The 22,338-nt window shown below is 55.1% G+C and carries 19 protein-coding genes; 11 read left to right on the top strand and 8 right to left on the bottom strand.

The genetic code is table 11. The features are described from left to right. Positions 1–3 precede the first annotated feature (3 nt). Positions 4–1,023: a zinc-dependent alcohol dehydrogenase family protein gene (locus VLV32_06595; GenBank protein ID HUL41554.1), complete on the bottom strand. Its 1,020-nt coding sequence runs from the start codon at positions 1,021–1,023 to the stop codon at positions 4–6. 347 nt (positions 1,024–1,370) lie between these two features. Beyond that, positions 1,371–1,805 carry an Hsp20/alpha crystallin family protein gene (locus VLV32_06590; GenBank protein ID HUL41553.1) on the bottom strand — a complete coding sequence of 145 codons (435 nt, stop codon included), beginning with the start codon at positions 1,803–1,805 and terminating at the stop codon, positions 1,371–1,373. 162 nt (positions 1,806–1,967) lie between these two features. Here VLV32_06590 and VLV32_06585 point away from each other — a divergent pair, with 162 nt between their 5' ends. Then, on the top strand, positions 1,968–2,900 hold the full coding sequence (locus tag VLV32_06585) for a diguanylate cyclase (protein HUL41552.1): 933 nt from the start codon (positions 1,968–1,970) through the stop codon (positions 2,898–2,900). On the opposite strand, the gene VLV32_06580 is transcribed toward VLV32_06585, so the two are convergent. Continuing rightward, the gene (locus VLV32_06580; protein ID HUL41551.1) at positions 2,897–3,607 is read right to left on the bottom strand and encodes a response regulator; all 711 of its coding nucleotides are present in this window, start codon (positions 3,605–3,607) and stop codon (positions 2,897–2,899) included. The two genes, VLV32_06585 and VLV32_06580, sit on opposite strands and share 4 nt — an antisense overlap. Before the next feature lie 221 nt (positions 3,608–3,828). On the opposite strand from VLV32_06580, the gene VLV32_06575 reads away from it, so the two are divergent. Together VLV32_06575 and VLV32_06570 are read left to right on the top strand one after the other, a co-directional pair. Continuing rightward, a complete protein-coding gene (locus VLV32_06575; protein ID HUL41550.1) occupies positions 3,829–4,647 on the top strand; it encodes a helix-turn-helix domain-containing protein in 819 nt (272 codons plus the stop codon). 17 nt (positions 4,648–4,664) lie between these two features. Beyond that, the gene (locus VLV32_06570) at positions 4,665–5,060 is read left to right on the top strand and encodes a response regulator (protein HUL41549.1); all 396 of its coding nucleotides are present in this window, start codon (positions 4,665–4,667) and stop codon (positions 5,058–5,060) included. A 14-nt stretch (positions 5,061–5,074) separates the two neighbouring features. Here VLV32_06570 and VLV32_06565 read toward each other — a convergent pair whose 3' ends face one another. Beyond that, entirely contained in the window at positions 5,075–6,811 is a 1,737-nt protein-coding gene (locus tag VLV32_06565; protein HUL41548.1) for a PAS domain S-box protein, read from the bottom strand. 256 nt (positions 6,812–7,067) lie between these two features. On the opposite strand from VLV32_06565, the gene VLV32_06560 reads away from it, so the two are divergent. From VLV32_06560 to VLV32_06550, 3 genes are read left to right on the top strand one after another with little or no spacing between them, the layout of a single operon-like run. After that, positions 7,068–7,508 (top strand): universal stress protein, encoded by a 441-nt coding sequence (locus VLV32_06560; protein ID HUL41547.1) that lies wholly within the window; start codon positions 7,068–7,070, stop codon positions 7,506–7,508. A 50-nt stretch (positions 7,509–7,558) separates the two neighbouring features. Then, positions 7,559–7,762, top strand: coding sequence for a dodecin family protein (locus VLV32_06555; GenBank protein ID HUL41546.1), 204 nt, complete (start codon positions 7,559–7,561; stop codon positions 7,760–7,762). 39 nt (positions 7,763–7,801) lie between these two features. Then, on the top strand, positions 7,802–8,218 hold the full coding sequence (locus VLV32_06550; protein ID HUL41545.1) for a globin domain-containing protein: 417 nt from the start codon (positions 7,802–7,804) through the stop codon (positions 8,216–8,218). A gap of 68 nt (positions 8,219–8,286) precedes the next feature. On the opposite strand, the gene VLV32_06545 is transcribed toward VLV32_06550, so the two are convergent. Next, positions 8,287–8,715 carry a universal stress protein gene (locus tag VLV32_06545; GenBank protein ID HUL41544.1) on the bottom strand — a complete coding sequence of 143 codons (429 nt, stop codon included), beginning with the start codon at positions 8,713–8,715 and terminating at the stop codon, positions 8,287–8,289. A gap of 659 nt (positions 8,716–9,374) precedes the next feature. On the opposite strand from VLV32_06545, the gene VLV32_06540 reads away from it, so the two are divergent. After that, a complete protein-coding gene (locus VLV32_06540; protein HUL41543.1) occupies positions 9,375–9,632 on the top strand; it encodes a high-potential iron-sulfur protein in 258 nt (85 codons plus the stop codon). 70 nt (positions 9,633–9,702) lie between these two features. Next, the gene (locus VLV32_06535) at positions 9,703–10,323 is read left to right on the top strand and encodes a c-type cytochrome (GenBank protein HUL41542.1); all 621 of its coding nucleotides are present in this window, start codon (positions 9,703–9,705) and stop codon (positions 10,321–10,323) included. A gap of 70 nt (positions 10,324–10,393) precedes the next feature. Here VLV32_06535 and VLV32_06530 read toward each other — a convergent pair whose 3' ends face one another. Together VLV32_06530 and VLV32_06525 are read right to left on the bottom strand one after the other, a co-directional pair. Next, a complete protein-coding gene (locus VLV32_06530) occupies positions 10,394–11,752 on the bottom strand; it encodes an MBL fold metallo-hydrolase (GenBank protein ID HUL41541.1) in 1,359 nt (452 codons plus the stop codon). A 44-nt stretch (positions 11,753–11,796) separates the two neighbouring features. Next, the gene (locus VLV32_06525; protein ID HUL41540.1) at positions 11,797–14,172 is read right to left on the bottom strand and encodes a heavy metal translocating P-type ATPase; all 2,376 of its coding nucleotides are present in this window, start codon (positions 14,170–14,172) and stop codon (positions 11,797–11,799) included. Between the two features lie 317 nt (positions 14,173–14,489). Here VLV32_06525 and hemN point away from each other — a divergent pair, with 317 nt between their 5' ends. Further along, positions 14,490–15,869, top strand: a complete 1,380-nt coding sequence (gene hemN, locus VLV32_06520) for an oxygen-independent coproporphyrinogen III oxidase (GenBank protein ID HUL41539.1) — start codon at positions 14,490–14,492, stop codon at positions 15,867–15,869. Between the two features lie 37 nt (positions 15,870–15,906). Here the strand turns inward: hemN and VLV32_06515 are convergent, their stop codons facing one another. Then, on the bottom strand, positions 15,907–18,585 hold the full coding sequence (locus VLV32_06515) for a bifunctional acetate--CoA ligase family protein/GNAT family N-acetyltransferase (protein HUL41538.1): 2,679 nt from the start codon (positions 18,583–18,585) through the stop codon (positions 15,907–15,909). A gap of 234 nt (positions 18,586–18,819) precedes the next feature. Here VLV32_06515 and mgtA point away from each other — a divergent pair, with 234 nt between their 5' ends. Together mgtA and VLV32_06505 are read left to right on the top strand one after the other, a co-directional pair. Further along, the gene (gene mgtA / locus VLV32_06510) at positions 18,820–21,432 is read left to right on the top strand and encodes a magnesium-translocating P-type ATPase (GenBank protein ID HUL41537.1); all 2,613 of its coding nucleotides are present in this window, start codon (positions 18,820–18,822) and stop codon (positions 21,430–21,432) included. Positions 21,433–21,503: 71 nt separating this feature from the next. Further along, positions 21,504–22,256 carry an outer membrane beta-barrel protein gene (locus tag VLV32_06505; protein ID HUL41536.1) on the top strand — a complete coding sequence of 251 codons (753 nt, stop codon included), beginning with the start codon at positions 21,504–21,506 and terminating at the stop codon, positions 22,254–22,256. The last annotated feature ends 82 nt before the right edge of the window (positions 22,257–22,338 follow it).

The raw sequence follows: 22,338 nt of genomic DNA, 5'->3' as shown, positions 1-22,338 counted from the left end.
TCTCTAATCAGGGCCGGGCGGCATGCCCCGCGCGGGCGCCCCCAGGTCCAGCACTGCGGCGCCGCTAATCTTGCCTTCGCGAAGTTTTGCCAAGGCTTCATTGGCGCGCTCCAGTACAAAAAGCTCTACTTCAGCGCGCACCGGTACCCGGGGACAAAGTTTGAGAAACTCCTCGCCGTCATGCCGCGTGAGGTTGGCAACGGAACGAATCACCCGTTCACCCCAGAGATCATGGTAAGGGAAACTGGGAATATCGCTCATATGGATTCCGGCGCACACCACGACACCGCCTTTTGCGACAGCATTCAGCGCTGCTGGAATTAGGCTGCCGACCGGCGCAAACAAAATGGCGGCATCAAGTTCTTGCGGGGCGCGTTCATCGGAACTCCCGGCCCACGCTGCGCCGAGCCTGCGTGCCAGGGCTTGCGCCGCGTGGTCTTCCCGGCGGGTGAAGGCGAAAACATCGCGGCCTTGATAGCGCGCGACCTGCGCAATAATATGCGCCGCGGCGCCGAAGCCGTAAATGCCAAGCCGTTTTGCATCGCCTGCCGCGACCAGCGAACGATAGCCGATCAAGCCTGCGCAAAGCAGGGGAGCCGCTTCTACGTCGCTATATTCCTTTGGTATGGGAAAACAGTAGCGCTGGTCCGCAACCGTGTATTCGGCATAGCCGCCGTCGATGTCATATCCGGTGAAGCGCGCCTTGTCGCACAGGTTTTCCCGCCCGGTACGACAGTAACCGCAGCTGCCGCAGGTATAACCCAGCCAGGGCACGCCGACCCGCTCGCCTAACGCAAAACGCTCTACGCCTTCGCCTTTCGCGGCAACGTTTCCGACTATTTCATGGCCGGGTATGATGGGCCGTTTGCCCTCGGTAAGGTCGCCATCCACCACGTGCAGGTCGGTTCTACAAACGCCGCAGGCGTGAACCCGCACCAGGACTTGGCCGGGTCCCGGCGTCGGGACCGGCAATTCCGATAAATGCAATCTTTCGTGAGGCGCACCAAGGATCATCGCGCGCATCGCGCTCTCCGGCGGAAAGACCTTCTCGGTCTAATTTTGTGGCCCGTAATGCGCCAAGCTTAACTGATACCGATCAAGGCGGCGAGAATGCCACGATTTAATGCCAAAAGGCTTTGACAATATTAGTACGCTCCCCCTTCTCGCGGAAATCAAATTCGCTTCCAGCTTGCGCACGACGAAGTGCTTCGAGACATCCGGTCGCGCTCGCAATTGTGAATTTCACCGCCCCGGCTTTGCCTCCGGTCAGCTTCAAGACAATTTTTGCCCGCAATCACCCGCGCGATGGCACCACTATCGCCTAGCTTAACTACAATAAATGCGCCGGCTAATTGCCGGCGCCTAAAAGCTCAGGAAATAGTCAGCTGTTTTGCTTTGCTTGCCGGTCTTTTGGGCAGGGTGAGTTCCAGCACGCCGTCCTCATAGTGAGCCTGTGCGGCCTTTTCGTCGACATCCTGGGGAAGCGTGAAACTGCGGAACACGTTGCCGTAATAGCGCTCCTTGTGAACCACCTTTTCGCCGTCTTTCTTTTCCTTTTCCTCTTTTACTTCCGCGCTGATCGCGACCTGTTTTTCGTCGATGTTGACAGCGATGTCTTCCTTCTTCACGCCCGGAATTTCGGCGCGTACTTTGTAGGCCTTGTCATTCTCGCTAACATCCATCTTTATCTGCAGCGACGGCTGCCCCTGCAGACTAATTGGGCGCAGAAAAAAACCCTTGAACCAGTCATCAAGATCGGTATCCATCATTGAAAGCGGATCGTAACGTGTGATATTGCCAGCCATGGTTTGCTCCTCATCAAAATAATTAAATAAAATGTGGGGAAACAAGCACTGCACCGTAAACGGCTGCAAACGACCACTTGTTTCGCGTATTTAAAATATAATCCAAAAGTCACAGGCAGTTTTTGACCTGGATCAAACAGACACTCCCAACCGTCCATTTTTATGACTAAGGTCAAGCGCACTCAAAACAACGCGCTAAGCAGTGTTCAGCAGGATCTGCTGGCCGATGCGCTTGCCAAGGTCGCAAACGCGATCTTTATCACAGATTCCCGGGGTTTCATCGTCTGGTCCAACAGCGCTTTTTGGCAATTGAGCGGCTATTCGGAGCAAGAAGTACTGGGTCGCAAAGCGAGCTTTCTGAAGTCCGGCCGCCAGGACCCGCGCTTTTACAAAGAGATGTGGGAGACAATTTGCTCCGGCAGGGTTTGGCGCGGCAAGATGGTGGAGCGCAGGAAGGACGGCGCGCTTTTCGTTGTAGAAGAAATCATTACGCCGCTGATGGACGAAACGGGCAACGTTACCCACTTCATCGCCATCCAGCACGATCTGACATCGCGGGAAAAGGAAATCGAGCGCACGCATTTTCTCGCTTATCACGACAGCCTGACCGGCCTTGCCAACCGCGAATTGCTGCTTAAGTTCCTCGAGGACGCGGTTTCTGTGGCGCAACGTGCCGGGCGCTTGGTTGGAATTCTTTTTCTAGATATGGATGGATTCAAGAACGTAAACGATAGGCTCGGTCATCGGGTCGGTGATCGGTTGCTAAAGGCGATAGCGGAACGGCTAAACGCTTCGGTGCGCAAGACGGATATGGTGGCGCGCCTCGGAGGCGACGAGTTCGTCATCGTTCAGACCGACATTGAAAATCCGCAGGCAGCCCAGGCGCTTGGCGAAAAGCTGGTGACCCGAATCGGCCAGTCCTACAATTTTTACGGGGTGAAAGTGAATATCAAAACCAGCGTGGGCATCGCGCTGTACCCGAAGGATGGAAACGACCCTGAACGGCTGCTCGCTTTTGCGGACCGCGCCATGTACGAGGCCAAGAAAGCCGGCGGCAACGGCTACAGGTTTTTTGATACGCAGTACACTGTTTAGCTCTTCACCGGGGGCGTAAACAAGTAACCCGCGGTCCTTATCGTCTTGATCAATGTGGGATGTTGCGCGTCGGGCTCGATCTTTTGCCGCAAACGGCCCACCTGCACATCGATGGTGCGGTCAAACGGTCCTGCCGCGCGCCCGCGCGTGAGATCCAGGAGTTCATCCCGGCTCAGTATCCGGTTCGGATGAGTCACGAAAACCGCCAGCAAATCAAATTCTCCTGCAGTAAGGGGGGTATCTACGTTGTCCGGGGAATATAACCGCCGGCTTGAAAAATCCAGCCGCCAACCTGCGAAGCGCGCGACATTAGCCGCGTTGGCGTGGTTGCGGCTTGTACCCACGCGACGTAAAACGCTGCGCACCCGCGCGAGGAGCTCGCGCAACTCGAAAGGCTTGGGCAGATAATCGTCTGCGCCCATTTCTAATCCCACGACCCGGTCGACCGTTTCTCCTTTGCCCGTCAATATGATGATCCCGACATCGGAGTGCTCCCGCAAATATCGGGTCAGCGAAAATCCATCGTCGCCGGGAAGCACAAGATCAAGTATGACCAGATCGACCGGCCCCGAATCCATGACCCGGCGCATCGCCTCGCCGTCTTTTGCGGTGCTGACCTGGAATCCTTCCGAGCAAAGATAGCTTTGCACCAGCTCACAGATCGCCGGTTCATCATCCACGACCAAGATGTGTTTGCTCGGTGGCACGGATTACGCTAAATCAGGATGTTGTTACACATTGTTTCAAAATCTGTCATTTCTGTTATTTGCGGTTTACAAATTTGCCTTAGTCTGCCTGTGTGGCTTCCAAAGAGAGGCTTTGCGCGAAAAATCATAGCCTAGATACAACAAGATGGAAAACCTGCCACTGATAGCAGTTGAGCTGATGCAACGACTGAAAACACCTTTGTTTCGAACTGGAGGATTTCATGGCTACCCCGACCGCGCTGCATGACGTTACCGCTTTCCCTTGCAATACTCAATTGGGCTGCGCAGTTTGCAGCCTGGATGATTTGTGTCTACTTTCCCGTGCCGAAGAAAACGAGCTCGGGAAATTTGGCGACTTGATTCGGCATAGGCGCCCCGTCAAGCGCGGCTGTTATGTCTTCCATGCCGGGACGCCGCTGTCCTGTATTTTCGCGGTTAAAGCGGGTTCGTTCAAGACTTCTGTGCTGCATGATGACGGACGTGAACAGGTCATGGGTTTTTATATGGCGGGCGAAATAATGGGCCTCGATGGAATTAGTTCCGATTTTCATACCGTGAACGCGGTGGCGCTGGAGGACAGCGAGCTGTGCGAACTGCCGTTTTACGAGCTGGAGCGGCTGGTGCGCGACATTCCTTCTTTGCAGCGCCATTTCCATAGGATCATGAGCCGGGAGATTGTGCGCGATCACGGGGTGATGCTGCTGCTGGGCGCGATGAGCGCAGAAGAGCGCGTCGCAACGTTCCTGCTTCAGCTTTCAAAGCGCTATCTGACGCGGGGTTACTCGGCGAGCAATTTTTGCCTGCGCATGACCCGAGGAGAAATCGGCAGCTATCTTGGCCTCACCATCGAAACCGTGAGCCGTGTTTTTTCAAGGCTTCAGGACGAGGAATTGATAACCGCAGATAAACGCGACATCTATCTCAAGGACATACCGGGCTTGAGGAAATTAATAGGCAAAAACGACGCAAGCATGCGCAAACCTGCGCGGCGCGCTGCGCGTCACGATGCGCGTGGGGGAACGCTACATGCGGTCGCTTGATTCGAGAAAGGGCCCATATGGACATGAGCGAGGGCGCCCGCTTGACTACCGTCTTTGTAGTGGATGATGACCGAGCTGTGCTCGACCTGCTAAGAACGCTCATCGAAGCGGACGGATTCAATGTGCAAACCTGGTCCAGCGCTGAGGGGTTTCTTGCCGATTATAGCCTGCCCCAAGACGGCTGCCTCGTGCTGGACCTTGATCTGCCCGGCGCGATGAACGGGCTCGAACTTGCAGAAACGCTCCAGGCGCGCCATGCGCGGCTGACGATTATATTTGTAAGCGGCCGCGGAGATCTGTTGACCTCGAGCCGGGCCAAAGACATCAATGCTCTCGGTTACTTCAGCAAGCCTTTTGATAACCGGCGCCTGCTGGCGTGTGTCCGGCTGGGGATGGCTAAGACCAAGGCTTAAGCGTAGGGCGCCAATTATTGTTCGAGAATACGGCGGATGTGCCTGCCGAGCGCTTCCCGAGTATAGGGTTTGCTGATGAGTTGTGTGCTGTCCTCAAACTTCCGGTCTTGCACCACGCTATTTTCAATATAGCCGGACGTATACAAGACTTTCATCGAAGGTCTGCGGCGCAAGGCTTCGCGCCCAAGCTCCAATCCATTCATCGCGCCGGGCATCACCAGGTCGGTAAACAATAAATCGATATCGCGTCCTTTTTCCAGCTCTACAAGCGCTTGTTGTGCGTCCGCCGCTTCGAGTACCACATAACCGAGGTCACGCAGGAATACGCTGGCGAGGTCGCGCACGCCTTCGTCATCCTCGACCAGCAGCACTGTTTCGCCGGCAGCTTGCGGTGTACCACTGAACGCATAATCCTGCGCGAGAGCTTCCTCGTAACCTTTTGCCAGTGGCAAATAGAGTTGTACCGTGGTGCCTCGCGAAAGCTCGCTGAAGATCTTGACATGTCCGCCCGATTGTTTGACAAAGCCGTAGACCGACGCCAAGCCCAGCCCACTGCCTTTTCCAGCGGCTTTGGTGGTGAAAAACGGCTCGAATGCCCGCTTTATTACTTCCGGGGACATCCCGCTGCCGGTGTCTGTCACTGTAAGCATCGCGTATTCACCGGGCACCAAATCGCTCCCCTCAATATCGGATGCGGCATCAGGCGCGACAGCCGCGGTCTCAATGGTAAGCCGTCCACCTTGCGGCATCGCATCGCGTGCATTGAGCGCGAGATTGAGCAGGGCGTTTTCCAGCCCGCCCGGATCGGCAATTGCTTTTGCCAACCCGGGTCGAACCGCCGTTTCAATGCGGATGGATTCCCCTAATGTCCTTCGCAGCATGTCGGTCATGTTTTGCACCAGCTCGCCGAGATCTACTTCCCGAGGCTGCAGCGGCTGCCTGCGGGAAAAAGCGAGCAGTTTTCGCGTTAGTTCAGCGCCGCGCGCCGCAGCGTTCGCCGCAGCGTCAGCAAGCTCGCGCAACACTGGGGCTTGCGCGACACGCTCCCGAAGCATCTGCAGGTTGCCGCTGATTACGGTAAGCAGGTTGTTGAAATCGTGAGCTACGCCCCCGGTTAACTGTCCGACCGCCTCCAATTTCTGAGCCTGGAGCAGCGCTTCCTCGGCGCGGGTACGCCCCGCTATTTCATCGCGCAACGCTCGGTTGACTTCGGTTAGTTCGCGGGTGCGCTGCTCCACCTTTAACGCCAGCTTTGTGCGGGCCTCACGCAGCGCGTGTTCAACCCGTTTTTGTTCGCTGACATCGCGAATAGCGGCGATGACAAGGTTTTTCCGCAAGGAGTTTTTCGCGCTCAGCATGATGTCTACCGGGAATTCGCTTCCGTCCTTGCGCCGGCCGTAAAGCTCCAGGCCCGAGCCCATTGCACGAGTGCGCGGCTGAGCGGCGAAGTCCATGCGATGGCCAACGTGGCCATCCCGAAAACGCTCAGGCAGCAGGATTTCTACCGGATTTCCAATGAGCTCCTCGCGACGATAGCCGAACAGGGCATGCACCTGCGCGTTGGCCTGGACGATCGAACCCTGCGGGTCAACAACGACGATTGCGTCGGCGGCGGATTCAAAAAACGCGTCCCAAATCTCTTCGCGGCTGCGCAGCGCCGCATCGCCAAGCGATTTGACCTTTCCAGAGGATTTATTTTTGGTTGATTTTCTAGATCTTGCGTTATGCACTGAATGCTTTTTCCTTGGCAATTTTTGCCTCCTTCAGCACTTACTCCACCATTACTATTGTATAGGATGGGAGAGTGAGCGGCCAAAGCGCAGTCCGTTCGCTGCCCATAGCTAGCGCCTGGTTGCGCGATCTCCGGGTAAAAAAAGGCAGCTGATTTGATTTGGATCAAGGCAATCCGCCGAGCGCGCAACTGATAATTAAAGCAACTTTCTTGAAGCGGCAAAAGAAGCCAAAGGTAATGCCGGATTGGCAATTTAACACTTAAAAGAGGGCCCAATGTACAAGCACATACTGATACCGACCGACGGCTCGAGTCTTTCGCAAAAAGCCGTCAAACAAGGCGTGGCATTTGCAAAATCGATCGGGGCAGGAATAACTTTCATCACCGTGACGCCCACCTTTCATGTGTTTTTCGCCGATGAACCCCTGATGGTTATCGACACCAAGCGAGAATATGAAAAAGACAGCAAACTGCGCGCCAGGAAAATTCTTGACGCCGCGGGCAAGGCGGCTGCAGCCGCGCGGGTCAGGTTTGGAGCTGTGCATGTGGTAAGCGACCAGCCTTATAAGGCGATCATTAGCACAGCGCAAAGAAAAAATTGCAACCTGATCTTCATGGCCTCGCACGGATGGAAAGGCCTTGGTGCAATGATCCTGGGAAGCGAAACCAACAAAGTATTAACGCACAGCAAGATTCCGGTGCTGGTGTGCAGGTGAAAAATAGCAGCTTTTCTTGGAAGCTTTAACTTAGGAAGAGGAGTTCAGTCATGGCAGATATGCTGAAAGTCATAGAAGTATTGGCGGAGTCGAATAAAAGCTGGGAGGATGCTGCGCAAAACGCGGTGATGCGTGCCGGAAAGACGCTTAGCGGCATCAAGTCGATTTATATTAAAGACTTTGAGGCCAAGGTGGAAAACAACAAGATTATGAAGTACCGGATTAACGCTAAAATAAGTTTTATTCTGGAATAAAAAACCGCCTGTTCATATATGGACGATTTCGAGGATTTTATGACGCCAGAGGAAATCCAACTTGTTAAGACCTCGTTCGATAAGCTGGCGGCCATGCCGGATCAAGTAGGGGAAATGTTTTACCAGCGCCTGTTTGAACTCGATCCCAATGCCAGGCAGCTTTTTTGGGGCAACATGCGGGAGCAGGGCAAGGCACTGTTTCTGATGCTCGATATGGTTGTGAATAGCCTCGACATCCAGGACAAAATTGTTCCGATCATCTTCGACCTGGGCAAGCGCCACGCAATGTACGGAGTGCGGGATCGCCACTATCAGCCGTTTGAACAGGCGATGATGGACACGCTGTCAAATGTTGTCGGAAGCGATTTCACGCCGGATGTGCGAAAGGCGTGGAGTGCAGCCTTCGCTTTTCTGGCCGACATTATGAAAGAAGCCTCCGCGAGGCCCGCGAAGTGAGCTAATTCTGTGCGGGGGTTATGGGGTAAATTCGACAATTAAAAACGCTCGCGCCGCTAGGGAATAGACTATTTCACCAAAACAACAGGAATCGTTGCAAGGCGCAGCACTTTGACGGCGGTGGAACCTAGCAGCATATTTTTCAATCCTCCCATACCGCGCGTTCCCATGTAGATTAGATCGCAGTTTCGCGCTTTGGCCTGCTCGATGATGGTTTCAGCAACCGGGCCAACGAACATTAGGGCGCGATGTATGATCTTTGCACGATTCAGCAATCGTCCGCTGTTTGCCAGCGCTTCCTCCGATTCCTCCCGGTAATACCGCTTGATTGCGTTCCGGCTGATCACCCTGTGCATGCCGGGCAAATTTGGTACCGGCAGATGGACATAGAGTAAAAAGATTTCGGGCGCTTTGTTGTAAAGCGCCGCATGTTTAATCAAGGCTTTAGTGGCCTTGTCCGAATGCGGCGAACCATCCACTGCGAGAAGAATTTTCATTTATCGTCTGTATTTGAAAGTATTCATTTTGAAATTTGATTTCATCCCGGCTAATGGAAGTTAGAATCATTTATGTCGACTAGCAAAAGCATTTTTTACGAAGAGCTCGAACCATACGCCTGATCGATTCGATGAACAGGATTCATATAATTTATAGATAGCACGTGAGACCTGATTGAGAATGAAAATAATTATCAGTAATTTCTTGCGAGGAGTCGCTCTAGATAAAGTTATTTAGGTATAAAGAATCGTCATTTTGGTAGCTATAATGAGACAGCTCCGGCCGCACTCATTGCCCAAGGCAAAAAGCTGTTCCACAACGGCATTCCCTCCCAAAATATTCCGGCCTGCGCGAGTTGCCATGGGCAAGATGCCCAGGGGGCGGCCATATTTCCTCGTTTAGCCGGTCAGCATGCCCAATACCGGGTGCGTCAGCTTACCGTGATTCAGGAAAATCTGCGCAAGTCTACGATCATGCACGGCATTGCCGTGAACCTCACGGATGATCAAAAGCGGGCCCTTGCAGCGTACCTGGAATCCTTGTAGGCTGGTGTTGTGTAATTTACGGTAAGGAGAAAAGAGCAATGAAGCAAACTCGCACCAATATTCGGCGTCGTGATTTCCTGAGAATTGGCACACTTGCAGTCGCTTCTGTCGCGATGGGTCTGCGCGCCGGTACATCAGCAGCACAGGAGCACGTAAATGAGACCGATCCGGCAGCGGCAAGCCTGGGATACAAGCTCGATGCTACCAAAGTCGACAAAGCAAAATTTTCAAAATACATGGCCGGTGAGCAATGCTCGAATTGCCAGCTGTACCAGGGCAAACCCGGAGCTGAATGGGGCCCATGTCCTATCTTTGGCGGCAAGCTGGTCCACGACACGGGCTGGTGCTCGGCCTACGTCAAGAAAGTGTGAGTTTTCGCTTTCAGGGCTGAACGTACGACCGTTGCAAAACAGCCGCTTGTTTCAATATTAAAAAATCGGGATGGACAAGACTGTTGCGATTGCGACAGGGATCTGTTTTATCCTGATTTCCTATTTGGGGTGGGCGGACAAGACCAATACGAATGTGGAGGATCACGTAGACCGCGTCGTTCGCATCTGTGCGGTCTGCCATGGTGAGGGCGGCCACAGCCAGGTTCCCCAAACTCCAAGTCTTGCGGGCCAGTCGGCTTTGTATACTGCACAGCAGCTCAAGCTGTTCAGAGGCCAGACCCGACTCGAAGCCAGTCCCCAAGCCTACATGTGGGGGGTTTCGGCACTGCTGGATGACGATACCATAACGGGCTTGGCTGACTACTACGAATCTCAGACCCCTTCTCCAGGAAAAATTGAGAAGCCCAGGCTCATTGAGAAAGGCAAAAGTATCTACTTAAACGGAATACCTTCGAAAAATTTGGCAGCGTGCTCGTCATGCCACGGCGAAAATGGAGAAGGGGTAGCGGTGTTCCCGCGACTTGCTGGACAGCATGCCGCCTATTTGTTCGCACAGCTGCAGATATTTCGCACCCGGTTACGGCCATACTCCGCCGTCATGATCGGCATTACGAAAAACATGACGCGGGACGAAATGGAGGCCGTTGCCTACTATCTTCAATCAAAGTAGCTTAAGCCGTGAAAACCGAAGAGTAGCGGCTGGTGATTCCTACCATCTGCTTTTCGGGAGCGCCGCTCGATCAAGCAAGCAGATCCGCTTCGAGATAATCCGGAACACGGCAGCTCCAACCGAGCCCTTCCTCGATCCGATGGCGCAGGGCGTCCGCCGCTGCGGGTTCGCCGTGTGTCACAAAAGTGCGTTTGGGAGGATTACTGAAGCCTTTCAACCAAGCCATAATCTCCAAACAATCGGCATGCGCAGATAGGTTGTTGATTAGTGCTACCTCGGCGCGTATTGGTACATACGCGCCGTGGATTTTCACTGACTCGGCCCCGGCAAGAATAGCCGCGCCGCGTGTGCCGCCTGCCTGGAAGCCGGAGAAAAGAATGGTATTGCGCGGGTCAGGAGCAAATGATTTCAGGTGATGCACGACCCGGCCGCCCGTAGCCATGCCGCTTGCTGCGATGATGATCATGGGTCCGCGCTTGTCATTGAGACTCTTGGATTCCTCCGCACTGTTGACGATGTGGGCGGTCGTGCACATTGCATCGCACTGTTCGGGAGTCAACCTATGTTCGCCGAGATGGTTGCGAAACAACTGGGTCACGTCGACTGCCATCGGGCTGTTGAGAAATACGGGAAGGTCGGGTATTGATTTTTCGGTTTTCAACAGGTTGATGTAATAAAGAAGGGTTTGGGCACGGCCCACCGCAAATGCGGGAATAATGACAACCCCGCCGCGTCCCGCTGTACGATTGATAATCTCGGCGAGCTTCAGCCGCGGATCGGCTGGATCATGCCGACGATCGCCGTAGGTAGATTCAACGACCAAATAGTCAGCGGCTTCGATCAGTTTGGGCGGACGCATCACGATGTCGTTCGGACGCCCGATATCGCCGGAAAACAGAATCGAAGTTTCCGGGCTGCGAATGGATATGAACGCTGAACCGAGAATATGCCCTGAAGGAATAAATCGCACCTTTAATTCTTCGTCAAGAAGCCATTCCAAGTCGAAATCAAGCGGCGCGAAAAGCTGCAGGCAACGCCAGGCATCGTCCTTTGTGTAGAGGGGCAATGCAGGTTTGTGTTTGGAAAACCCGTGGCGATTTGCGTACTCGGCTTCTTCCTCATGCAAATGTCCGCTGTCGGGGAGCAAAATCGCGCACAGCTCGCGGGTGGCATGGGTGCAGTAAATCTTGCCGCTGAAGCCGTTTTTGGCGAGCAGCGGCAGATAACCGCTGTGATCAATATGTGCATGGGTGAGGACCACCGCGTTGATTACTCTTGGATCGACGGGCAGCGGGTCCCAGTTTCTCAGCCGCAATTGTTTGTAGCCCTGGAATAATCCGCAATCAATCAGGTAGCGTTTGGAACCGCGGCTCAGGAGGTATTTCGAGCCGGTTACCGTTCCAGTGGCTCCAAGAAACTGGATTCCCAAGTTTGCATCCCGCAACCGGCGCGCTGTTGACAAGGTGATGCGTGCTAAATCTTCGCCGTGCGCAGCCGAAGCGCGTTGAGAACGACCGAGACCGAGCTTGCGCTCATTGCCGCAGCGGCGATCATCGGGTTCAGCAATAAGCCGGTAAAGGGAAACAGGACGCCGGCGGCGATTGGCACCCCGATGCTGTTGTAGACAAAGGCGAGGAACAAATTTTGGCGGATGTTGCGCATGGTTGCGCGGGAAAGGCGCCGCGCGCGCACGATGCCGCCTAAATCACCTTTCACCAGAGTAATGCCTGCGCTCTGGATCGCCACCTCGGCGCCGGTGCCCATTGCGATCCCCACTTCAGCCTCGGCGAGAGCGGGCGCATCGTTTACGCCGTCGCCCGCCATCGCCACTGCGCGACCTTGCTTGCGCAGCGCCTTCACCACCAGGCCTTTTTCCCGCGGCGGGACGTCGGCCCGGACGTCCATGATTCCCAGGCGCTGCGCCACCGCGCGCGCAGTAATTTCATTATCCCCCGTCAGCATGACGACTTTAATTCCCTCGGTAGCAAGCGCCCGCAGCGCTTCCCGAGCAGACGCTTTAATCGGGTCAGCCACACCGATCACGCCGGCAACATGCGATTCGTTTACCAGGAACACGACAGTCTCGCCGCCGCGGCGCATTGAGTCGGCTTTAGCCTGCAAGCTTTGCGAGATCTGGGCCAGGGATTGGGCGAAGCGCAGATTACCCAGGGCAACGCGCCTGCCCTGGAAAATTGCCTTGACGCCCTGTCCAAACACAGCCGTGAAGTTCTCGACTGCCGACGGCGTCACGTTTCGTTCCTTTGCACCCGTTAGAATCGCGGTGGCGAGCGGATGTTCGCTGCCGCGTTCGAGGCTCGATGCGACTTGCAGCACCTGATCTTCCGTAAAGCCGTCTGCCGCAACCACCGAGGTCAGCCTCGGCTTCCCTTCAGTCAACGTGCCGGTCTTGTCCACGACCAGCGTGTCGATTTTCTCCATGCGCTCCAGCGCTTCCGCGTTGCGTATAAGCACGCCCATCTGGGCGCCGCGCCCGGTGCTGACCATGATGGACATCGGCGTGGCCAGGCCAAGCGCGCACGGGCAGGCGATAATCAGGACCGACACGGCGCTTACCAGAGCAAAACTCATTGCCGGCGGCGGTCCGTACACCGACCAAAGCAGGAACGCCACTGCGGCGATGCCCACCACTGCGGGAACGAAATAGGACGACACGACATCAGCTAGCTTTTGGATAGGGGCGCGGGTACGCTGCGCCTCGGCAACCATATGCACGATTTGCGAGAGCAGCATCTCTGCACCTACACGTTCCGCCCGCATAACAAAGCTTCCGGTTCCATTGACGGTGCCGCCGGTCACTTTTTCCCCCGGCTGCTTTTCTACGGGCACGGACTCGCCGGTCACGAACGATTCGTCGACACTGCTGTGCCCTTCGAGGACGACGCCGTCAACCGGCACTTTCTCTCCGGGGCGAACGCGCAAGCTGTCGCCTTTGTGAACCTGTTCCAGCGTCACTTCCTCATCGTTACCATCGGTTCGAATTCGTATAGCCGATCGCGGCGCGAGCTTGAGCAGTGCGCGGATTGCGCTGCTGGTTTGCTCACGCGCGCGCAGCTGCAGCACTTCGCCGAGAAGGACCAGCACCGCGATGACTGCCGGCGCCTCGAAATAAAGACTTACCTGTCCGGAAGCGTCGCGAAAAGCCGCAGGGAACAGCCCGGGCACGAGTATCGCGACGGTACTGTACGCAAACGCAACTCCGACGCCCAGCGCGATCAACGTGTACATATTCAGGTTGCGCGAAACGAGAGAATTCCATCCGCGTACAAAGAACGGCCACGCCGCCCAGAGCACGACCGGAATGCTGAACAGGAACTGAATCCACCCGGATACTGCGGAGCTCAGGAATCGTTCGAATCGCGGCCCAAGAAGATGCTCGGCCATCGCAAGAAAAAATACCGGGAGTGTTAATAAAAGTCCGATCCAGAAACGCCGCGTCATGTCCTTAAGCTCGGCATTGGGATGTTCCTCAGCACTCGCTACGACGGGTTCCAGCGCCATGCCGCACAATGGGCAGACCCCGGGTCCGGCTTGCCGGATTTGCGAATGCATCGGACACGTGTATATCGCGCCATGCGCAGGCTCCGGCGGAACTGCTGAAGTTTGTTTATTTTCTGCGAACCCCTTCGGAGCGGTCGCGAATTTTTCTAGACAGTGCCGGCTGCAGAAATACCAGGTTCGGCCGGCGTAGGAATGCATATGCTTTGCCGCGGCGATGTCGACCGTCATCCCGCATACCGGATCGAGAGCCGTTGCGGCACACGCGCCAGAATGTCCGTGATTGTGCCCCGAATGCCGCCCGCTATCGCGGCTTGCATGATTGTTCCTCATGGCGCCCATCATTGAATTTGCAAGTCAAGTGACTTGGATAAAGCGTACACGTTGCTAGACTGTTTTTGCAATCTATAGGCCTGGGCCCGAATTCACGTTGGGAATTAGCTTACCGGTCCCGTCTCAGCAGCCGTGCAAATGAGAATTGATTAAACATAGCTCAACCTGAAGAGCGTCAGGTTGATTTAGATCAACTGGCAGCAGACCAATTGCGGGTTACTTCAAGTGATTGCGCCAAACTTGACGTGGGTCAATTTGCTAAATTCGAATTTCCGGCATATTGGCCAGAATTGATTGTACCGACTTGCGGAAATGAAATGAATGATTCTGTGGATGCGGGTTTATTGCGGCGGCTGGAGCGCAGCGGCCCGCGCTATACGTCGTACCCCACCGCCGACCGATTTCTAGAAGCGTTCGGGCCCGATGCCTACCGGGTCTGGACGGCGAAACGCAACATCGGCGGCATTACTCGTCCACTTTCACTTTATGTGCACATTCCGTTTTGCAGCAGCCCTTGCTTTTATTGTGCCTGCAATAAGATCGTGACCCGCGACCGCGGCAAAGTCGTGAACTACCTGCGCTATCTGCTTCGCGAAATCGCCCTGCAGGGCGAATTGTTCCGCGACGACCCGGATGTAGTGCAACTGCATTGGGGCGGCGGCACGCCCACTTTTCTCAACCATGAAGAAGTCCGCCAGCTGATGGCGGCGATCCGCAGCCATTTTCGTCTGGCACCGGAAGGCGAATATTCGGTGGAAATCGATCCGCGCACTGCAGACGAGGAGACGATGGCGGTTCTTGCCCAACTGGGTTTCAACCGGGCGAGCATCGGCGTACAGGACTTCGACCCGGTCGTGCAACGAGCGGTAAACCGGGTACAGACAAAGGAAGAAACCATGCGCGTAATCGATGGCGCGCGCGGCGAGGGGTTCAAGTCGGTAAGCATCGATCTGATATACGGCTTGCCGCACCAAAACATTGAGGGTTTTGACGGCACGCTTGAAAGCGTGATCGCAATGAATCCCGATAGAGTATCAATCTACAGCTACGCGCATCTCCCCAACCGATTCAAGGCACAACGCCGGATCAATGAAGCCGCGCTTCCCGATACGGAGACCAAATTGCGGCTCCTTGGCCTGGCTATCGAGCGCATGACCGAGGCGGGTTATGTTTACATTGGCATGGACCATTTTGCCAGGCCGGATGATGAACTGACGCAAGCGCAACGCCAGGGCCGTTTGCACCGCAATTTCCAGGGTTATTCCACTTACGCCGATTGCGACATGGTGGCGCTCGGGGTATCCGCCATCGGTAAAATCGGTCCCACCTATTGCCAGAACTTCAGGGAACTGAAGGATTATTACGACTGTCTTGATCGCGGGCAGCTGCCGATTATGCGCGGCATTGAGCTGACAGCAGACGATCTGGTGCGGCGCGCAGTGATCCAGATTCTGATGTGCCACGTCGCGCTTTCCAAGGATGCTATTGAAAAGGCCCACGTGGTCGATTTCGACAATTACTTTGCACCGGAGCTGCAAGAGCTTGAGGGATTGGAGTGGCGCGGATTGCTCGCGCTGGAGGAACGTTGGATTAATGTAACACAGCGCGGCCGATTCGCAATCCGCGATATCTGCATGGTGTTTGACAAATACCTGCGTACCGACCTGGAGCACCGTCGCTATTCCAGGCTGATATAATTGCAATGCACGCCTGCGCCGCGCTTCACAGCCGCCGCTAAAGCTGCTTGCTTACATACATCAGTTTCGGATCATCGGAACTTGTGGCTATGTCGAAGCCCATCTCTTTTGCCAGCTGCAGCATTCCAATATTTTGTTTAAGAACCCAACCTTCAATCAGCTTGATGCCTTTGTCGCGAATGCAATCCGCAAGTTCGGAGACAAGCCTTGCACCTATGCCTTTTCGCTGCCAATCGTCGGCGACGACGACGGCAAATTCACAAGTACTGCCGTCCGGGTTGATGCTATAGCGTGCCACGCCAATTTCAGTTTCTCCGCCGACTGTTGCAACGGTGGCAATCAGCGCCATTTCCCTGTCGTAGTCAACCTGTGTCAGACGCGCCAGGAACTCGGGTGATAATTCGCGAATCGGGTTGAAAAACCGGAAGTATCTCGCCTCAGATGACAGTCCGCGCACAAACTGCTGCTCGATCTCCGCGTCTTCGGGGCGTATGGGCCGGATGGTGATACACGTTGCATCGGGCAAAAACCATTCCTTCTTGAGATAGGACGGGTAGGGATGAATGGCCATATGGGAATACCGCCCGCCCTTGGTTCGCAGCGGATGGTCTACCACGACTCTTGCATCCGCGACTATCGCACCTGTCTCATCAACGATCAGCGGATTGATATCCATTTCCTTGAGGCCCGGTAGCTCGCAGACCATTTCAGAAACACGCAATAACACATTTTCCAGAGCAACCCGGTTGACCTCGGGCAGATTCCGGAATTTCCCGAGCATCTTTGCGATCCGGGTGCGGCTGACGAGATTATCGATAATGTAATGATTGAGAGGGGGCAGCGCGATCGACTGGTCCTGTTCGATTTCCACTTTGATGCCCCCGGCACCAAAGCTGATTACCGGCCCGAAAACCGCATCGGTGCTGACCCCGATCATTACTTCCCGGGCGTTTGGTTTGCTTAACATCGGTTCGATCGCAACGCCCTCGATGCGGGCTTGCGGGCGAAGCTTGCTGACCTGGGCAATAAGGTCCTGATAGGCAGCCAGCAGGTCCCTGCCGTTGATGATGTGCAGTCGGACTCCGCCGACGTCGGTCTTGTGAACTATATCCGGCGAATAGATTTTCGCAGCCACCGGGAAACCGATTTGTTCGGCAAGCACCAGGGCATCGGCAGGGGAGCGCGCAATCAGCGTTTCCGCCACGGGAATACGGAACGCGGCGAGCAGGGCCTTGGCCTCGGCTTCATTGAGAACCTTCCTCTTTTGCGCCAGCACTCCGTCGATCAGAGTTTGCGCGCCCTCAACATCCGGCGCCTGTTGCTGCGACAGCGGACTGGGCGCTTGAAGTAGCAGCTCTTGGTTGCGACGGTGGGCGGCGAGATAGCCAAATGCTTCAACCGCATTTTCCGGCGTGGAAAAAGTCGGTACATTTTCACGTACAAAAGCTGTGCGACTGGATCGCACCACCTCCTCGCCCATCCAACAGGCAAGAAGCGTCTTGTCCGTTTGCTTGGAGAGTCGGATCACGCCTTGTGCCACGGAGTCGGCATCGGTCATGGCTTGCGGGCTCAGCATGGCAAGCACGCTGTCAACTTCGGGGTCTTGCAGGCAGATGCTGACTGCGGCTTCGTAGCGCGCGACATTCGCGTCTCCGATAATATCTACCGGGTTCCTGTGGGACCAATTTGCCGGCAGCGCGCTATTGAGCTTCTCGATCGATTCCTGGGACAGGTTGGCCATTACGATTCCGTTTTCCGCGGCACAATCTGCCGCGAGCACACCGGGACCGCCGCCATTGGTGACAATAGCAAGACGATTTCCTTTCGGTCGGCTTCCGGATGCCAATATTTCTGCAGCAGCAAACAGCTGAGCATATGTTTTGACCCGCACCGTGCCCGCTCTACGCAGCGCGGCATCAAACACCATGTCGCTTCCGACCAGCGCTCCGGTATGGGTGGCAGCGGCCTTCGAACCGCTTAAATGCGTTCCGGCTTTGATCACCACCACCGGCTTGGTGCGCGCTGCGGCCCGGAGCGCGCTCATGAAACGCCGAGCATCGCGCACGCCTTCAATGTAGAGCAATATGCTGTTTGTCTCGAGGTCGCCAAGCAGGTAATCCAGAATCTCGCCGAAGTCGAGATCTGCAGCGTCGCCCATTGATACCACGGTTGAAAATCCCACCCCGGCGGACTGGGCCCAGTCGAGAATGGCAGTACACAGTGCCCCGGATTGCGAAACCAGAGCAAGTTTGCCGATCTTGGCTCCACTCTTGCTGAACGTCGCATTAAGCCCGATTGAAGGTCTGATGATCCCGAGGCAATTGGGGCCGACAATGCGGATGCCGTGTTTTTTTGCACGCTCCATCATCTCGCGTTGCAATTTCCGCCCTTCCTCACCTGCTTCTGCAAATCCCGCGGTAATGATGACTGCGGCTTTCACTCCGGCAGCCCCGCAGGAATCGATTACGGGTGCTACCGCGGCAGGCGGTGTTACAATCACGGCAAGCTCCACGTGCTCGCCTATGGCCTGGATGGTCGGATACGAACGCTGCCCGAGTATTTCCTGGTGCTCGGGATTTACCGCAAACAATTTGCCTTTGAATTTGCCTTGTAGGAGGTTCATGAACACCAGGCGGCCCACGGATCGCGCCCTGTCGCTGGCTCCGATTAGCGCCACACTTTGCGGCGCAAACAAAGGGGTGAGATAGTGTCTCATAGGTTTGGCTGCTTAAGTCATTAACCCTGACTTAATGAAATACGCGGATCTACCGGGCGGGCTATCGCCCCCGCACGAAATCATAAACGTTCCGGGGAAAACCTGGGAGAATCGGAAAAAGATATTTTATCGGGTCTTCACCGTTCTTGATATAGGTAAAAAAGTAAGTCCTCAAATCGCGAAACGGTGGAGAGTTAAGATGTCGCGAAATATACCGCACGAGTAAGCGGCAACGTGAGCAGGCGCCGATTCTTTGCAGCATCCGGGCAGCGAAGCCGCAGTTCAGGACTTACAACCACGGTTGATGACGCGTGGTGGCGCAAGCCGCTAAGCGAATGTTTGACTGTACTCGATGCGAGCCGCCAGGGTCTTTCGGGCAAGGAAGCTCGCCGCCGACTGCGCATTTCAGGGCCCAATTCGTTTCAGGACATCCCCAAGCGATCGCTCGTTATTCAGTTCCTGACGCGTTTCAAGAACCCGCTGGTTATTATCCTGCTGGTGGCGAGCAGCGTTTCGTTGCTCACCCAGGAAATTGCCGGTTTCGCCATCATCAATATTATAGTCATTCTCAGCGTTACTCTGGATTTCATTCAGGAATACCGCGCGGAGCGGGCAGCGGAGCGACTGCGGGATATGGTTGCAGTACATGCAACGGTTTTGCGCGATGCAACCCCGCGCGCCGTCCCAGTACAGCATCTCGTGCCCGGCGACGTCGTTCTGGTGGCGGCAGGGAATCTAGTCCCTGCGGACGGGCGCGTCGTCGAGTCGCGAGATTTGTTTGTCAATCAGTCGATACTTACCGGCGAACCTTATCCGGTCGAAAAACGGCCGCTCGACACTCTTCCTGCTGATGCGGATTTGCTGAGTGCCGGAAACGCGCTTTTTATGGGGACCGCCGTAACCAGCGGCACGGCGAAGATGCTGGTTTGCAAAACTGGCAGTACTACCGCGATCGGGCAAATTGCCGAGTATGTCGGACGCAGAAGAGCGCCCACCGATTTTGAGCTTGGAACGCGGCGTTTCGGGCTGATGATCATGCGACTTACCTTTTTTCTGGTTTTATTTGTGCTGTTGGTCAATGCGCTGTTTCACCGACCATTGCTGGAGTCCTTGCTGTTCGCGATAGCACTCGCCGTCGGCCTTACACCGGAATTATTGCCCATGGTGGTGACGGTTACGCTTTCCCGCGGTGCGATCCGCATGGCGGACAAAAAGGTGATCGTGAAACGTTTGGCGTCGATCCAGAACCTCGGCAGCATGGATGTTCTGTGCACCGACAAGACCGGCACGCTCACTGAAGCGCGCATCCGGGTCGCGCAACACCTCGACGCCATGGGCCAGGAAAGTACGAGGGCGCTGCAGCTCGCCTATTTGACGAGCTATTTTGCGAGCGGGCTGAAGAACCCGCTCGACATCGCCATTCTGGAGCATCAGCATATTGACACGACGACGTGGAAAAAGATTGACGAAGTTCCATTTGACTTTGAGCGCCGCAGAGTATCGGTTTTGCTGGATAACGGCGAGCGCCGGGTCCTGGTTGTCAAAGGCGCTCCTGAAGATGTTATGCGTACGTCGACCCGCTATGAGGAAAGCGCAGGATCAATCCGCGAGCTTGATGCCGCCACACTTGAATCGATACAAACACGATATGGCGCGCTTGGCGGAGAAGGCTTGAAAGCGGTTGCTGTCGCCTGGCGCGAGATTGCACGCGATCGGGAAAGTGCCACACGTGACGATGAAAGCCAACTGGTTTTCGCCGGTTTTGTTGCGTTTTATGATCCGCCCAAAAAAAGCGCTGCCGCGGCACTTGCAGCTCTGGCGCAAAGCCGCGTGCAACTCAAGATCATAACTGGCGACAACGAGCAGGTTACAAAGCATCTGTGCGTGCAACTTGGAATCAAGGTAACGGAAGTGTTGATGGGCGGGCAGATCGCTGCAATGGACGACAGCGCGCTGCAGGCAGCGGTGGAATACGTGAATCTTTTTTGCCGGGTGACACCTGGAGAAAAAAGCCGCATCATCCAGGCCTTGAGAGCGCGCGGCCATGTTGTGGGCTATCTTGGCGATGGCATTAATGACGCGCCGCCGCTGCATTCAGCCGATGTCGGGTTATCCGTGAGCTCGGCCGTGGATGTGGCCAAGGATGCGGCCGACATGATCCTCCTAAAGCGCGATCTGAACGTATTGCACGACGGTGTCGAGGAAGGGCGCAGGACATTCGCCAATATCATGAAGTACATCATGATGGGCACGAGCTCAAATTTCGGCAACATGTTCAGCATGGCGGGAGCGAGCTTATTCCTGCCTTTCCTGCCGATGCTGCCGACGCAGATACTGCTTAACAATATACTTTACGATATTTCGGAAGTGGCGATTCCGCTGGATAGCGTCGATGCCGAGGCAGTCGAAAAGCCGCGCCACTGGGATACCAAATTCATCAGAAATTTCATGGTGGTCGTAGGCGCGGTGAGCTCACTGTTTGACTTTCTCACCTTTTACGTGCTGCTGGAAATCATGCGCGCGGACATGGCGTTGTTTCAGACAGGTTGGTTTGTCGAATCCCTGGCGACACAGGTCCTGGTCATTTTCGTGATCCGCACGCGCGCAAGTCCCTTCGCCAATCGCCCGCACCCGTTACTGGCGGCGAGCTCGATTACAGTTGTTGTTTTGGCCGCTGTGCTCCCTTTCATCCCAATAGGCGCTTATTTTGGCTTTGTCCAGCTTCCCGGTTGGTTCTTTTTGATATTGGGGGGTATGGTGGCTGCCTATCTGTTGCTGGTGCAATGGGTAAAAAGATTCTTTTATTTACGTTTAGTTCCGAACCAAAAGAACGCTGGTTTAATCTAAGTTAAAACAGATTCCGCGAATTGGGCCAATTTTTAAAAGCCTGAGCGGCATCTCAGTTGAGCTGGCAAAGCATGTTGAAATCTTTGCAAAGCTTGTTGCTTGCAGTTATGGCCTTGCTGCTCGTCATGCGGGGCGGGGTGGCTGTGGCCGAAACCACACTATCCGTGTATGGCGGTTCGTCTTGGACCCTCAATAGCGACATTCACCTGCAACAGCCCGCCGTGGGCACCAATGCCACGTTCCACGACGTAAGTTGGGACAGCAAGCCTTTCAGCGCACCGCCCTATTACGGGGCTAGAATCAATTATTTTTTTGAACGCTGGCCAAACTGGGGCTTCGGCTTGGATTACACCCACAATAAGGTTTACGGACAAACCGGCCAAGTGGTGCAGGTTTCAGGCACCATCAAAGGCGTGCCGGTCAATCAATCGGTGCCCATGAACACGTACGTGCAGCAGTTCCAGATTACCCACGGCGTGAATACCATTGCACTCGACTTTATCTACCGCTGGACGGGGAATTTCGCCAGTGCTGCTTACCCCAACGGCCGCCTGCAGCCGTATTTCGGTGTCGGGCCGACTTATTACGTCCTGCACCCGGAAAATACTGTCGACAATATGGAAAACCACCAAATTTACAGGGAATCCGGATTTGGTTATCAGGTGTTGGGCGGGGTGCAATACTGGGTGTTACGGCACGTCGGATTGTTCGCAGAGACAAAATTTAATAGCGGTCGAGCACAGGTGAGCACCGCAGAGAATGGAACAGCAACCACAGATCTGGATAGCTTCCAGCTAATCGGCGGGTTGAGCATTGGATTCTAAGCGGTGCAGGCTCCCACCGCCGGTAGTATTTGGTTTAGGAAATCATTTCGCGGCAGACGTGCTTAGAAGATTTTTTAACTTC

Source organism: Burkholderiales bacterium (genome assembly GCA_035518095.1).
Taxonomy (GTDB): domain Bacteria; phylum Pseudomonadota; class Gammaproteobacteria; order Burkholderiales; family JAHFRG01; genus JAHFRG01.
This window is presented reverse-complemented; position numbering and strand designations above follow the sequence as displayed.

Bases quoted from the DNA above. Each gene is read 5' to 3' on its own strand.
- VLV32_06595 (HUL41554.1), bottom strand. From the start codon at position 1,023: ATGCGCGCGATGATCCTTGGTGCGCCTCACGAAAGATTGCATTTATCG.
- VLV32_06590 (HUL41553.1), bottom strand. From the start codon at position 1,805: ATGGCTGGCAATATCACACGTTACGATCCGCTTTCAATGATGGATACC.
- VLV32_06585 (HUL41552.1), top strand. From the start codon at position 1,968: ATGACTAAGGTCAAGCGCACTCAAAACAACGCGCTAAGCAGTGTTCAG.
- VLV32_06575 (HUL41550.1), top strand. From the start codon at position 3,829: ATGGCTACCCCGACCGCGCTGCATGACGTTACCGCTTTCCCTTGCAAT.
- VLV32_06570 (HUL41549.1), top strand. From the start codon at position 4,665: ATGGACATGAGCGAGGGCGCCCGCTTGACTACCGTCTTTGTAGTGGAT.
- VLV32_06560 (HUL41547.1), top strand. From the start codon at position 7,068: ATGTACAAGCACATACTGATACCGACCGACGGCTCGAGTCTTTCGCAA.
- VLV32_06555 (HUL41546.1), top strand. From the start codon at position 7,559: ATGGCAGATATGCTGAAAGTCATAGAAGTATTGGCGGAGTCGAATAAA.
- VLV32_06550 (HUL41545.1), top strand. From the start codon at position 7,802: ATGACGCCAGAGGAAATCCAACTTGTTAAGACCTCGTTCGATAAGCTG.
- VLV32_06545 (HUL41544.1), bottom strand. From the start codon at position 8,715: ATGAAAATTCTTCTCGCAGTGGATGGTTCGCCGCATTCGGACAAGGCC.
- VLV32_06540 (HUL41543.1), top strand. From the start codon at position 9,375: ATGGGTCTGCGCGCCGGTACATCAGCAGCACAGGAGCACGTAAATGAG.
- VLV32_06535 (HUL41542.1), top strand. From the start codon at position 9,703: ATGGACAAGACTGTTGCGATTGCGACAGGGATCTGTTTTATCCTGATT.
- VLV32_06525 (HUL41540.1), bottom strand. From the start codon at position 14,172: ATGAGGAACAATCATGCAAGCCGCGATAGCGGGCGGCATTCGGGGCAC.
- hemN (HUL41539.1), top strand. From the start codon at position 14,490: ATGAATGATTCTGTGGATGCGGGTTTATTGCGGCGGCTGGAGCGCAGC.
- VLV32_06515 (HUL41538.1), bottom strand. From the start codon at position 18,585: ATGAGACACTATCTCACCCCTTTGTTTGCGCCGCAAAGTGTGGCGCTA.
- VLV32_06505 (HUL41536.1), top strand. From the start codon at position 21,504: ATGTTGAAATCTTTGCAAAGCTTGTTGCTTGCAGTTATGGCCTTGCTG.